The sequence below is a fragment of the Alloiococcus otitis ATCC 51267 genome (assembly GCF_000315445.1).
GTDB classification, from domain to species: Bacteria; Bacillota; Bacilli; order Lactobacillales; family Carnobacteriaceae_A; genus Alloiococcus; species Alloiococcus otitis.
Map to the genome: position 1 here is coordinate 471188 of NZ_JH992958.1, position 13904 is coordinate 485091.

Below are 13904 nucleotides of genomic sequence, written 5' to 3' on the forward strand. Positions count from 1 at the left end.
GGTGTCTTGGAAATTAAAAGAGATTGCCCAGGCAGTTGGGGGAGAACTAGTTAGTGCGGACGGCCAGGAGGAGGTCACCGGGGTCCACTTTGATTCAAGGCGACTTGAACCAGGTGACTTGTTTGTTCCTATTTTAGGCCAGCGGGATGGTCATGATTTTGCCCAAGCCGCCCTAGACCAAGGAGCTAGCGGAGCCTTTTGGGCCAAAGATTCAAGCTTAGCCCCTAAAGGCCTTCCCTTGATCAAGGTAGAAGATAGCTACCAGGCCCTAGTTGACCTGGCCAAGTGGCATCTTGAAGCTGTCGCACCTATGAAAATTGCCATCACCGGCAGTAATGGGAAGACCACTACTAAGGACATGGTGGCTAGTGTGGTGGGCCAAGAATTTAAGTGTCACAAAACAGTTGGCAACTTAAATAATGAACTGGGCGTGCCCATGACTATCTTAGCCATGCCTGAAGACTGCCAGGTCATAGTTGTTGAAATGGGCATGGATGGACCAGGTCAGATCTCGGCCTTGTCCAAACTCTTGCAGCCTGACATTGCCATTATCACCATGATTGGTGAAGCCCACATTGAGTTTTTTGGGTCAAGGGACATGATAGCCCAGGCCAAACTGGAAATTCTAGACGGCCTAAGCGACCAGGGCGTCTTTATTGCCAACGGTGATGAACCCCTGCTTGAGTCTGCCTTGAACCACCACCCCCATAGCCTGCGTTTTGGCCAATCGCCCCACAATGACATCTATCCTTTGACTACTGAGATTGGACAGCGGCAAAGCCAGTTTACCCTTAACCTGGACCCTAGTCTGCAATTTACCATCCCTTCACCAGGAAAATATAATGTCATTAACGCCCTAGCTGCAGTCTTGGTAGCCCAGGTCTTGAACTTGGACCTCCAACTAGCTGTCCAGGGCTTAGCCCATTTCCAGCTGAGCAAAAACCGGCTGGAGTGGTTGGACGGCTACAAGCAGGCCCACCTATTAAATGATGCTTACAACGCTAGTCCCACTTCCATGAAGGCAGTCTTGGAATATTTCAGCCATTTAGACTTAGCGGGTGAGAAAATAGCTGTTTTAGGTGACTTGCGGGAGTTAGGATCCTTGTCCAGTCAACTCCACCAGTCCCTTAGTCAAGCCATAGACCCCAAACTTTTAGACCGGGTTGTTTTATATGGAACTGAAATGGCAGCCCTCTATCAGGTCTTGAAGGATGATTTTGATCCCGATCACTTGACTTACTTTCCAGAAGACCGAAAAGCCTTGACCGACTTCTTAAAAGACATCATGGGTCCATCTACTTATCTTTTGTTGAAGTCCAGTCTAGGAACAGGTCTGCTTAAAGTGGTCCAAGCCCTTAGTCAAAAAGAAGATGATGAAAACCAGCCCCTAGACTAATGGGTCAGGGTTTTTTTTGGCCCCGGTGCTAGGAAAGAAGGGAAGTCGTTCAGATGAATTTTTTGGACCTCCAATTAAGTCCAGATTTAGTTAAGGCCTTAAGCAAGAAGGGTTACAGCCAGCCGACCCGAATCCAAGTTCAGACCATTCCCTTGCTCTTAGAGGGGAAGGATGTCATTGGCCAGGCACAGACGGGGACAGGGAAAACAGCTGCCTACGCCCTCCCCTTGCTTGACTTATTAGACCCTGATCAAGCTAGACCTCAAGCCTTGATCTTAACCCCTACCCGGGAGTTGGCCAGCCAGGTCAAGGGGGAAATCGACTCCTTTGGTTACTTTAAGTCTTTAAAATGCCTGGCCATTTTTGGCGGTGTTTCAATCAAAGACCAAATCAAGGCCCTTAAGCAGGGCAGTCAAATCTTAGTGGCCACACCTGGCCGCTTGTTGGACTTGTTGCAGCGGGGGAAGGTGGATACTTCTGGAGTGACCAGGCTTGTTTTAGATGAAGCTGACCAAATGATGGACATGGGCTTTATTGAGGATATCAAAGAGATCCTAAGCTACTTGGGTATGCTCCAGCAAACAGCTCTGTTTTCGGCTACCTTGCCTGATGAAGTCCTAACCATTGCAAAAGACTTCATCCCCAATTACCACCAGGTCAGTTTAGGAAGTAAGAGTCAACCGGCCCAAGCTGTTAGCCAGTTCTTTACCAAGGTCAAGGACTCGGAAAAATTCCAGGTCCTTCATGCCTTTTTGCAGGTTTTAGACCCGAAAGCTGCCTTGATCTTTGTCCGGACCAAGAAGCGGGTGGATGAAATGGTCCAGGCCCTGCAACAAATGACCTATCAAGTGGAAGGCCTCCACAGTGACTTTTCCCAAAAGCAAAGACTAGCCGTTATGCACCGGCTTAAGACCGGTCAAAGTAAGCTCTTAGTCGCCACAGACTTAGCTGCTCGGGGCTTGGACATCGACCATATCTCCCATGTCTTCAATTTTGATGCCCCTCAAGATGCGGAAAGCTACACCCATCGGATTGGACGGACGGGACGGGCAGGCTCGCAAGGGATGGCCATCACCTTCTTCGAACCCAAAGAACATGGCTATTTAAAAAAACTTGAGAAAGAAATTGGCCACAAACTTCAACCCCTTAAGCCCCCGACTTCAAGCGACTTATACTACCACAAGCTTGATGCAGCTTACCAAAATGTTCAGTCCAGTCTCGACCAAGACGACCTAGTTTCTCTCTACCCTGCTGCAGAGGATTTGTTAGACCACTACCCGGCTAAAGACTTGGTGGCTCTTTTGGTCAAGGTTTTGACTGAGGACCAAATTTCTGCTCAGGATGTCAAACTCAGTCCACAAAAAGACCTGCCCCATTTAGAACGGTCAGGTAAGAAGTCCAAAAACAAAAGAGGCCCAAACAAAGGACAAAGAAAACGGCGCCAAGGCAAGGTTGACAAAAACAAGCGGCATAGACATAAAAGGAGAGGGAAAGGACCTTAAAAAACTTGCTTTTTCTCTCGGTCTGATCATTTTCTAGGAGGGGTTACAAATGATTACAGGAATAGGTGTCGATATTGTTGAAATTAGCCGAATTCAAGCTGCTTGGGACCGGAAGCCCAGCTTTGCCCAGCGGATTTTAACTCAAAGTGAGTTGGCTTATTTCGAGAAAGTGACTGGCAGGCGGAAAATTGAATTTCTAGCGGGTCGGTTTGCCGGTAAAGAAGCTTACAGTAAAGCCTTGGGGACTGGTCTTGGACGCTTGAGCTTTAAAGATATTGAAATCCTATTCAATGACCAGGGCCAACCAGTCCTGACCGCACAGCCCAAAGATAGCCGGGCTTTGATTTCAATTTCTCACTCCAGAGATCTTTGCTTGGCCCAGGTTCTTTTACAAGAAGTTTGAGACTTTGAAGCTGGCCATTCTGTGATTTCCATTTTTCCGAACCAGTAAACTGAATAGCTTGATATGTGAATAAAGTGTGATAAAATTGTAGCCATAGTGTTGCTGTCCTTTTTCGCTATTTAATATTTCTTTCGGAGGGTGTATCATGGAAGAACAACAATCAAAAGAATTAACTGTTAAAGTGGATTCGGGGACTTACAATGCCTTTCAAGCTTACTGTGAAGAATCTAGTTTTGACCAGGACGAAATTGTTGAACACTTAATGGACCGCTTCGTTGATGAGAGCCGAATGATGATCAATCAAATGCGCAAAGGTTATGCTGAAATGGCTAACCTCAATTTAGAGATAGCAGCTGAATTTTCTGAATGTGACAACGAGGTCAATATAAATTTGTAAAATGACATAAGATTCTTCAACCGATGAGTCTTTATTAGGAGGAGTGCCAGTGGTGCAAAGAGGGGAGATCTATTACGCAGATCTATCTCCGGTGGTGGGTTCTGAACAAGGCGGCATGCGACCGGTATTGATTTTGCAAAATAATGTAGGGAACAAGTACAGCCCTACTGTTATTGTTGCTGCCATAACGACTAGGATAAATAAGGGCCGGATGCCGACGCACGTTGAGGTTGGAGAAAAAAATGGCTTAGAAAAGAATTCTGTCGTTTTACTTGAACAAATTCGGACAATTGACAAACAACGGATTAAGGACAAGGTAACACAGCTAAAGAAAGAAAAAATGAAAGAAATTGACGATGCCTTGAGGATAAGCATCGGACTTTCTAACAAATATAAATATATCTAAAGCCATCCAAGCCCAAGTTATAGAGAGATTTTAAACCGTCTTGGAGGAATAAGGTTCTACAACATTTGACGTTGGTGAGGGATTCACCAGCGTCATTTTTTATTTGATGTTTTCGCCCTTTTTTCTTTTATATATAGAAAAACAAGTGAATTCCCCTTACAATATAGTCACCACAACTTAAGAAAGGAGAAATTCACTTGCCTCATCAACATGATATTCGAAATTTAATTCAGATTCAAGATGAAAACATTATTTTTCAGGAGCCGATGACGGAAGAAAGGGAAGTCAAAGGACAAGCGGCCTTGATTCTTCATGCCACTTTAACCTACACACCACACTGCTGTGCTAAATGTGGTGTCGTTAACCAAGACTGTACCATCATCAAAAATGGCACGCAGGAATCCATGATTACCCTCCCCTTTCACCCCTTCAAACCCTTTTATTTATGTCTCCGTAAGCAACGCTTTTATTGCCGTTCCTGTGGGAAAACATTTATGGCTTCGACCCATTTGGTTAACTTCAATTGCTTTATTGCCAATCCGCTGAAAGCTGGGGTAGCCTTTGAAGCAAGTCGGGCGGTTTCATATAAAGATATCGCCGAACGTTTCAATATTTCTTGGTCTTCCGTTGCCCGTTTTGCCCGTCTAGCGGCGAAAGAAAGACGGAAGGGCCCCAAAAGCCTGCCTGCCCACCTATCCTTTGATGAATTTAAATATAAGAAAGGGAAAATGGCCTTTGACTATATTGATGCCGCTACCGGTCAGATCTTAGGTATTGTTTCCGGTCGGACCCAATATAAAATCACCCAACACTTTATCAGCCAGTACAGTCTAAAAGACCGGCAACAGGTCCAAACGGTGACCATTGACATGAATGCCGGCTATGTTTCTTGTATTCGTGAACTCTTCCCCCAAGCTAAGATCATCATTGATCGCTTCCACTTAGTCCAATTGATCAATCGGTCGTTTAACCAAACCCGGATTCAATACATGAACCAACTCAAATCCAACTCTTCGGATCAAAAGAAATAGAGGCGACTCAAAGCTTATTGGAAGCTCTTCTTAAAAAAAGAATCTGACTTATCCTATACGTCCTATCACTTTTACCGTCTCTTTGGTCAACGAACCGAAGCGGGTATTCTTCAGGAAATGTTGGCCTATGATCCGTCCTTAAAACGGCATTACCGGCTTTATCAAGACTTGATAAAGGCCATTGAAGACCAAGACATGGCCAAGCTAGAAGATCGATTAGCCGTCAACCAAGAAGGATTATCCAACTACATGAAACGCAGCCTCAAAACCCTGGCCAAACACCTCCCCTTTATTGAGAACACCTTCCACTATCCGTATACCAACGGTAAAATTGAAGGTACCCATCATAAAATCAAAGTCTTAAACCGCATTGCATATGGCTTCCGAAACCTTGGCAATTACCTCGACCGGATTTGCCTTTACTTTAGCTCCCAACCCATTCAATAAAAAAGGGGCAACTTTAAGAAGTTGCCCCAAAAAAGAACAGTGACTATATTATACCACCAACGCTAAAAAATGAAGAGCCAGGAATAAAACAGCAAGCAGTCGACTGCTTGCTGTTTTATTTTTCTGCCGTTTGCTTGTGGTAGAGTCAGAGGGCTAGTACGAAAGGGGCTGATCTTATGCTAGTTTTTCAACCAAAATTCTCTAGACAAACTATTGAAAAAAAAGAGAACCCCCTTGTTTTTTTTTTTTTTTTTTTCTGTAGGATTAGGAGTATGTGCTTTCTTGTCTTTAATAGAGTTCAGTAAGCACTGAAAATAAAGGGCTTGCATTAGGCCTTATCATGCTAAAAGGAGAGTTTAAAATTGAAACTACCGCCCCGTGCTGAATTGCACAAGAAGCACTCAGTTAAGGATAGGATCCAAATTTACCTTAAACGAAATGAAACTAGTTTGGGCCAAGTTCTTGTATTTTTTGTAATTGTATTATGTCTAACTATTGGGGGATTTTTTTACAGGACGTTTTCAACCCAAGCTAGCCCAGAGTCTCAATTTCATGTTCAAGCCAATGTCGAGACCCCATCTATATCTTTTGTGGGTGATATATCCTTGAGTCGCTATCTTGCAGAAATCGGTGAACGAGAGGGTTATGAGAATTTTTTTACATATGTTAAATCCCATTTTGATACTAGAGATTTGGTTGTTGCCAATCTTGAATCTGCCGTCACCTATGACAATCGAACTTACGTTAAGCCGGCTTCAAGTTTAAGTGGAGGTATTTATTTGGATTCTTCCATTGACTCTGTCAAAGCCATGCAAGAAGCTGGCATTGGCCTGGTATCCATGGCCAATAACCATACTGGCGACATGGGCAAGCAAGGTATGGTTGACGGCATGGAAATTTTAAGACATGTGGGAATGGATTATATTGGAATGGGTCATGATCAAGCAGAAGCTGGTCAAGCCTATCAGTTTGTTGCGAATGATTTGACTACCTCCATTTTTGCAGTTAGCGACGTGATTAAACCTGGCCAAGCAGCTAGTAACGATGAACCAGGTGTTCTCACGACAAACTCTCAAGCTTTTCTTAACCTGGCCAATAGCTATGACCAAGAATCTGATTTGGTTATCGCCTATATCCATGCTGGAATAGAGTATATTCGCCAACCTGATGCAAACCACCAAGAGCTAGCTGAAAGTCTAATTGATGCTGGTGCAGATATTGTTATTAGCTCCCACACCCACTCCCTTCTGCCCGTTGAAAAATATCAGAATGGGATTATTTTTTATGGCCTAGGTAACTTTATTTTTGACCAAGGCATGCAAAGTTCAACCGATTCTGTGATTTTAGACATGGATATCAATAGCCCAGACCAGGTTCGTTTTACCTTAAGGCCAATGAAAATAGAGGCAGGTATTCCCAAACCCAATCCTAATGGCTTGATCACTCAAAGGATTCAAAAACGCTTGACTGAGCGCCTGGATGATCAAGACTTTAAAATTGATAGGGCTGACAATATAGTTATTGATTTTGACTTAGGTAATGATGGAGGTACGCCATGACTTCCTTAATGGTTATTGTTTTATGTATTGGTCTTCTTATTGGACTAGGGGTTATAGAGAAGCAACGTAATGAAGAAAACATCAAAAAAATTGACCTACGTATTAATATTAATGGCACCAGGGGCAAGACAACAGTCACTCGTTTGGTTACAGGTGTGCTTCAAGCAGTTGGCTACCAAGTTATTGGAAAAACGACAGGTACTGAGTCTCGCATTATTTATTGGGACCGAGAGGAAGAGGAAGAGATCGAAAGACCTCCATCTGGACCTAATATTTTTGAACAAATATCAGTTATTGAAAAGGCAAGGAAAAGAGGGGCGAATGCCCTTGTATTAGAATGCATGGCAGTTAATCCAGAGTACCAAGATGTTTACTCTAATGAAATGTTTCAATCCAATATTACAGCCATCGTTAATGTCTTTGAAGACCATATGGATATCCTAGGTCCAACAAATGATCAAATTGCTTGGGCCTATGCCAAGACCATCCCTAAAAATGGCCTTGTTGTCATCTCGGATGATAGTTATAAAGACTATTTTATAGAAGTTGCCCAGGAGAGAAATTGCCGCGTAAAAGTCATAGATGAACCAGGAGTTAGTCAAGAATTACTGGAACGTTTTGACTATCTTGTTTTCCCTAACAACCTAGCTGTTCCGTTAGCGATTGCTGAAGAACTCGGCATTGACCGCGATACTGCCATTAAAGGTATGCTTCAAGCTGACCCTGATCCGGGCATTATGCAATTGTTTGAGATAGGGGAGCCTATTGACCAGAAGGTTATTCTAGCTTATGCCTTTGCTGCTAATGAACCCACTTCTACCATGCTGATCTATGAAGAGCTCAAAGAAGATGGCCTAATAGGTGAAAGTCCTATTATTTTGATCAATTGCCGTGAAGACCGCAGTGACCGGACTAAATTATTCACCAAAGACTTTATTGGTCAAATAAAAGATGCCAGAGTTATCGCCATTGGACAAAATACTGGTATCATTGAGAAGGCTATAAGATCAGGCAGGGTTAAGGTCAAGGATTATTTATCTTTGGAAGGGAAATCCTTGGAAGATATTTACATGACCTTAATGACTTATGCTTCTGGTGAAGTTGTCTTGGGTATTGGAAATATTCATGGTGTCGGTGAAGATTTTTTTGCATACCTTGATGAAAATAACTTGTGGCAGAGAAGGAGAATGAATTGATGGCTCTAACAGATTTTTATATTGCCTTGGCTTTGGGCTTAACCCTATCCTTACTAGTGGAAAGCTTTTTTGGGATTATTGCTGGCGGGATGATTGCCCCGGGATACTTAGCCCTTTACATTGACGAACCTTTGATGCTTCTTCAAGTATATTTAATCTCACTGCTGGTTTATTTGATTGTCAATTATGGGATTTCGAAATTTGTCATTTTATATGGGAAGCGTTACTTTGTTTTAAATCTCTTGGTAGCTTTGGCATTAAAAATGCTTATTGAATTATTCTTATTTCCTACCCTCCTTCCCTTAGATTCGGTTATGTTTAGGGGGATTGGGGCAGTAGTTCCCGGTTTACTGGCCAATACTTACCGCCGGCAATCACTGCCGATAACTTTGGCTGCGTCATTGGGATTGACTCTTATAGTCGGTTTAGTTTTGTATCTGATATCTATATAAAAGAGGAGTCCAAGTGATGAAGAAGATTTTTACCATTGCTTTATCGATCTTTTTAAGTTGTTTACTAATAGCCTGTCAGCCTTCAGGAAACTCTTTAGATAATTATGTTGATAAAGAAGTCAATGAACAAGAAAATAAATCAAGTAATCTTCATTACGGCATTTCAACTTCAGAAAAATTAGCTACTGAATTAGGAGAGTGGGTCTTAGAAAATGGGGGTACTGCTGCTGATGTCCTAGTTGCCAGCTCATTCATGCTAAATGTAACTGAAAGCTTTGGATCAGGAATTGGTGGGTCTGGTGGGGCCTTGGTTTATGATCCAGATACAGAGGATTATATTTTTTATGATTATATGGCCCAGGCTGGTAGCCAAGATAACCAAATTGGTATTCCAGGTCAGTTGGATGGTCTTTGGCAAATTCACCAAGATCACGGCAAACTCCCATGGGAAGATTTGATTGAACCAGCAATTACTGTTGCGGAAGAAGGTTTTACTATCGGTCCCAAGCTTTCTTATAAGATAGCAACATTAGGTGGTCAAGTTGAACAATTTGAAAATTTTATTGATGGGGAAGGTCAACCCTTAGCAACTGGAGATCGTCTTATACAAAGTGACTTAGCCGAGTCATTCAGAGAAATACAAGCTAATGGTATTACCCCTTTTTATGAAGGAGAGTTGGGTAGGCAAGTGGCTGAAGCAGTTGGTCTAAATTTTGAAGAATTCGAAGATTACCAAACACGGGAAATGGATCCTATTATCCTAGAACTTGGTGACCATCGACTGATTGGTGCTCCTGCCCCCTTTGGCTCCCAAATGACTTTGCAGATGTACCGAGATATGATTGACCAAGGTATTAGACCATTAGAAGAAAGGCCAAACCAGTTTTTAGATATTTACCAAAGGGCATATGTAGATGCACGCAATGATGGCAGTCAGACTATTGCAGATCCTTCATTTTATGATTTTGACCAAGAGGACTATTTGGCTCAGTCTAAAGTGGTTAGTCGAGAAGAGAGACCTTCTATAGTCCAATTTGAAGAAGAACCTGGTTCGACCACTCATCTATCAATAGTTGACCAAGAGGGTATGGTTATTTCAGCTACACAAACTTTGTCTAACTTTTGGGGGAGTCGTGTCCAAGTGGGAGGTTTTTTCCTAAATAACTCAAATCGTAATTTTTCTGATACTGGGATAAATTCCTATGAGCCTCATAAACGGGCAAGGACCACTTCTTCGCCTATCATTGTCGATAAGGATAGTGAAAAGTATGCTATTGGTAGTCCTGGCGGAGGCTATATTCCCCAGGTCTTAGCCTATATTCTTTTACAGCATGAGCAATTTAATAAGGACTTTGACAATCTACTAACCCAACAAAGATTTTTAGTCAATCGTGATGGCTCTATTATCCTAGATCAATCAGAAGTTAATCAAGAAGATGAAGTGATAACAGAATTAATTAACGGAAGTGGACGTAATATTATAAGAGAAAGAAAGGCAACATTCTATGGCTTTGGCAGTATATCAATAGCCGGTTATGATGGTGAAGATTATTTCGCTTATGGAGATGTTTACCGCGAAGGATACTCCTTGTCTAATTAACAAGTATCTAAATCCTTAACTGTTTTGGCTTATGTTTTTAAACATATAGAAAAGCAAGACAAAAAGACCCAAGCTAATCGAGCCTGGGTCTTTTTGTCTGACTAACTTAGTCTTCCTGCTTAGTCTTCCTGCAAGTCTTCAACGGAGACGATGGAGTAGCCTTTTTTATCTAGGTTACGTTGGATGATGTCCAAGTCTTTTTGTTGAATATTGGGTTCGAGGGTGAAGATTAGGCGGCGGACCTTGGTGTGGCCTTGTTCGTGCTTGAGGTCAAGGGAGAGGACACTCATAATGGAACAGGTTCGGTTGATGATTTTGGCAACTTCAGCCAAAGAACCTTTTTCAATCGGCACAGCTACGGTGATGACATAAGAGCCTTGCTCAATACTCCATGATTGTTGTAACATATCAATGAGCGAGGAGTGGGTCAAGATCCCATAGAAATGGTTATTTTCATCCAAGACAGTGATATAAGGTAAGTCTTTAATCATAAAGAAGACCTTGAAGAAAGAAGACTTCAAGTGGATATACTTGGTGGCGTTCTTCAAGAGGTGGGTGACTGGTAGTGACATGTCCCCGCCCCGTGACTTGTGCCGGTAGATGTGCATCTTGTAGATGTTGCCCCGGTAGATCTTGCCTGTCTCGTCTAAAATTGGCACACAACGGAAGCCGGTTGCTTCAAGCAAGTCAATAGCTTCTTGTAGGGTGGTGTCTTCCGAAATCGTTCTGACCTCATCCTTGTGTTTTGATAATTGTTTGATTAACATGTTTTCTCCTCCTGTAGTGGTTTCAATAGGATTATACCAAAAATGATGAGAAAATGTTTATTAAATTATAATGAAAGAGGAAAAATAATGCATAAACGCAATGAAATGATGGACCGTCCTGTGATTAACAATGATGTAAGGGAGTTTTTACGCAAGGGCCAGAAGCAATTGACGGGCCCTTTAAAAGAACTTGAATCTTTTGCCCACCAAAACCGAATCCCAGTGATCCCCCATGAAACAGTTGTTTTTCTCATTTGGCTCTTTCACCAAGTCCAGCCCAAAGCTGTTTTAGAAGTGGGAACAGCTATAGGCTTCTCGGCAGCCTTGATGGCGGACCAGATGGAAGGAGGCCATGTCACAACCATTGAACGCAATCCCGATATGTACCAGCGGGCGGAAAAAGTTTTTGCGGATTTAAATTTAGAAGACAAAATCAGCCTGAAAAAAGGCCAGGCCAAGGAGATTCTTCAAGAACTAGCAAGTGACACTTACGATTTTATTTTTATGGACAGTGCTAAGGCCAAATATTATTCTTTTTTCCCAGATTGCTTCCGCCTCTTACAAAGGGGCGGCATCATAGCTGTTGATGATGTCTTGCAGGGTGGGACGATTTTACAGGACCAAGAAGAAATCCCCAAACGTGTCCGCAAGATACACCGGAAGCTAAATGACTTTTTAGACGTGGTATTGGACCATCCTGCCTTGGATGCTAGCATCCTTCCTTTAGGTGACGGGCTTCTATTGATAACTAAAAAAGAAGAAGCCGATTTCTCCTTTATGCAAGAAGACGGCTAATCACTTTGCTGGCTTTGTATTTTCGAGCAAAGAAAATAAATATGTAAGATGTCCTTGACTAAAAATGCTTCAATTGCTATACTATTTCTTGTCGTCGCAAAAGGGACAAAATTCAATTGAGAATTACTTAAGATTAATTGAATAAAGTTCTTGACTCATTTCTGATACCGTGGTATTATAAATGAGTTGCTATGAAAGACAGTCAAGCGACCTAGATCTTTGAAAACTAAATAAGATAAACACCAAGAAGTGCAAGGGTCTCAAGCTTTACTTTTTGTAAAGCGAGACAATTCAAGTACTTTTGATAAGTTTTTGAAAACTTATGACAACAATGAACCAAGATAGAACAGGTGTTAACCTGAACTCTTTTAAAACGAGAGTTTGATCTTGGCTCAGGACGAACGCTGGCGGCATGCCTAATACATGCAAGTCGAACGCCAAATCTTCCTGCTTGCAGGAAGAGGCGGAGTGGCGAACGGGTGAGTAACACGTGAGGAACTTGCCCATAAGAGGGGGATAACACCCGGAAACGGGTGCTAATACCGCATAAGTTTTCCCAGTGCATGCTGGGAAAATAAAAGGTGGCTCTGCTACCGCTTATGGATAGCCTCGCGGCGCATTAGCTAGTTGGTAGGGTAAAGGCCTACCAAGGCCATGATGCGTAGCCGACTTGAGAGGGTGATCGGCCACACTGGAACTGAGACACGGTCCAGACTCCTACGGGAGGCAGCAGTAGGGAATCTTCCACAATGGGTGCAAGCCTGATGGAGCAATGCCGCGTGAGTGAAGAAGGACTTCGGTTCGTAAAGCTCTGTTGTTGGGGAAGAACACGGATAGGAGTCACTGCCTATCCCTTGACGGTACCCAACCAGAAAGTCACGGCTAACTACGTGCCAGCAGCCGCGGTAATACGTAGGTGACAAGCGTTGTCCGGATTTATTGGGCGTAAAGCGAGCGCAGGCGGTCCGGTAAGTCTGATGTGAAAGCCCACGGCTCAACCGTGGAACGGCATTGGAAACTGGCGGACTTGAATGTAGCAGAGGAAAGTGGAATTCCATGTGTAGCGGTGGAATGCGTAGATATATGGAGGAACACCAGTGGCGAAAGCGACTTTCTGGGCTATGATTGACGCTGAGGCTCGAAAGCGTGGGGAGCGAACAGGATTAGATACCCTGGTAGTCCACGCCGTAAACGATGAGTGCTAAGTGTTGGAGGGTTTCCGCCCTTCAGTGCTGGAGTTAACGCATTAAGCACTCCGCCTGGGGATTACGACCGCAAGGTTGAAACTCAAAAGAATTGACGGGGACCCGCACAAGCGGTGGAGCATGTGGTTTAATTCGAAGCAACGCGAAGAACCTTACCAGCTCTTGACATCTTCTGCCACCTTCAGAGATGAAGGGTTCCCTTCGGGGACAGAATGACAGGTGGTGCATGGTTGTCGTCAGCTCGTGTCGTGAGATGTTGGGTTAAGTCCCGTAACGAGCGCAACCCTTATTGTTAGTTGCCAGCATTGAGTTGGGCACTCTAGCAAGACTGCCGGTGATAAACCGGAGGAAGGCGGGGATGACGTCAAATCATCATGCCCCTTATGAGCTGGGCTACACACGTGCTACAATGGATGGTACAACGAGTAGCGAGACCGCGAGGTTTAGCTAATCTCCCAAAGCCATTCTCAGTTCGGATTGCAGGCTGCAACTCGCCTGCATGAAGTCGGAATCGCTAGTAATCGCGGATCAGAATGCCGCGGTGAATTCGTTCCCGGGTCTTGTACACACCGCCCGTCACACCACGAGAGTCTGAAACACCCGAAGCCGGCCGGGCAACCATTTGGAGCCAGCCGTCGAAGGTGGGTTGGATGATTGGGGTGAAGTCGTAACAAGGTAGCCGTATCGGAAGGTGCGGCTGGATCACCTCCTTTCTAAGGATCCTGCCAAAGGGCAGGGGAACTTGCAC

At 43.6% G+C, this 13904-nt stretch carries 11 protein-coding genes, 1 rRNA gene and 1 pseudogene; 12 read left to right on the plus strand and 1 reads right to left on the minus strand.

Going from position 1 to position 13904, the window contains the following annotated elements:
• Nucleotide 1: 1 nt before the first annotated feature.
• From HMPREF9698_RS04730 to HMPREF9698_RS04775, 10 genes and pseudogenes are all read left to right on the plus strand, one after another.
• Nucleotides 2–1396, plus strand: a complete 1395-nt coding sequence (locus HMPREF9698_RS04730) for a UDP-N-acetylmuramoyl-tripeptide--D-alanyl-D-alanine ligase (RefSeq protein ID WP_003777837.1) — start codon at nucleotides 2–4, stop codon at nucleotides 1394–1396.
• Between the two features lie 53 nt (nucleotides 1397–1449).
• Complete coding sequence (locus HMPREF9698_RS04735; RefSeq protein WP_003777838.1) at nucleotides 1450–2898, plus strand: DEAD/DEAH box helicase; 1449 nt, start codon at nucleotides 1450–1452, stop codon at nucleotides 2896–2898.
• A gap of 49 nt (nucleotides 2899–2947) precedes the next feature.
• Complete coding sequence (gene acpS / locus HMPREF9698_RS04740; protein ID WP_003777840.1) at nucleotides 2948–3301, plus strand: holo-ACP synthase; 354 nt, start codon at nucleotides 2948–2950, stop codon at nucleotides 3299–3301.
• 145 nt (nucleotides 3302–3446) lie between these two features.
• Nucleotides 3447–3698, plus strand: coding sequence for a hypothetical protein (locus HMPREF9698_RS04745; RefSeq protein WP_003777843.1), 252 nt, complete (start codon nucleotides 3447–3449; stop codon nucleotides 3696–3698).
• A 49-nt stretch (nucleotides 3699–3747) separates the two neighbouring features.
• Nucleotides 3748–4104 (plus strand): type II toxin-antitoxin system PemK/MazF family toxin, encoded by a 357-nt coding sequence (locus HMPREF9698_RS04750; protein ID WP_040292482.1) that lies wholly within the window; start codon nucleotides 3748–3750, stop codon nucleotides 4102–4104.
• Between the two features lie 266 nt (nucleotides 4105–4370).
• Nucleotides 4371–5582, plus strand: a pseudogene (locus HMPREF9698_RS09150) (ISL3 family transposase).
• Nucleotides 5583–6172: 590 nt separating this feature from the next.
• Nucleotides 6173–7141: a CapA family protein gene (locus HMPREF9698_RS08465; RefSeq protein ID WP_258865652.1), complete on the plus strand. Its 969-nt coding sequence runs from the start codon at nucleotides 6173–6175 to the stop codon at nucleotides 7139–7141.
• On the plus strand, nucleotides 7138–8337 hold the full coding sequence (pgsB, locus tag HMPREF9698_RS04765; RefSeq protein ID WP_003777851.1) for a poly-gamma-glutamate synthase PgsB: 1200 nt from the start codon (nucleotides 7138–7140) through the stop codon (nucleotides 8335–8337). Before HMPREF9698_RS08465 ends, pgsB begins: the two co-directional genes overlap by 4 nt.
• Entirely contained in the window at nucleotides 8337–8789 is a 453-nt protein-coding gene (gene pgsC, locus HMPREF9698_RS04770) for a poly-gamma-glutamate biosynthesis protein PgsC (protein WP_003777853.1), read from the plus strand. The genes pgsB and pgsC overlap by 1 nt, the downstream gene beginning before the upstream one ends.
• 16 nt (nucleotides 8790–8805) lie before the next feature.
• Nucleotides 8806–10389 carry a gamma-glutamyltransferase gene (locus HMPREF9698_RS04775; RefSeq protein WP_003777855.1) on the plus strand — a complete coding sequence of 528 codons (1584 nt, stop codon included), beginning with the start codon at nucleotides 8806–8808 and terminating at the stop codon, nucleotides 10387–10389.
• A gap of 119 nt (nucleotides 10390–10508) precedes the next feature.
• Here the strand turns inward: HMPREF9698_RS04775 and cbpA are convergent, their stop codons facing one another.
• Complete coding sequence (gene cbpA, locus HMPREF9698_RS04780) at nucleotides 10509–11156, minus strand: cyclic di-AMP binding protein CbpA (RefSeq protein WP_003777857.1); 648 nt, start codon at nucleotides 11154–11156, stop codon at nucleotides 10509–10511.
• Between the two features lie 87 nt (nucleotides 11157–11243).
• Between cbpA and HMPREF9698_RS04785 the strand changes: the two genes are divergently transcribed.
• Together HMPREF9698_RS04785 and HMPREF9698_RS04790 are read left to right on the plus strand one after the other, a co-directional pair.
• Nucleotides 11244–11951 carry an O-methyltransferase gene (locus HMPREF9698_RS04785; protein WP_003777859.1) on the plus strand — a complete coding sequence of 236 codons (708 nt, stop codon included), beginning with the start codon at nucleotides 11244–11246 and terminating at the stop codon, nucleotides 11949–11951.
• Between the two features lie 369 nt (nucleotides 11952–12320).
• A 16S ribosomal RNA gene (locus tag HMPREF9698_RS04790) occupies nucleotides 12321–13869 on the plus strand.
• Nucleotides 13870–13904 lie beyond the last annotated feature (35 nt).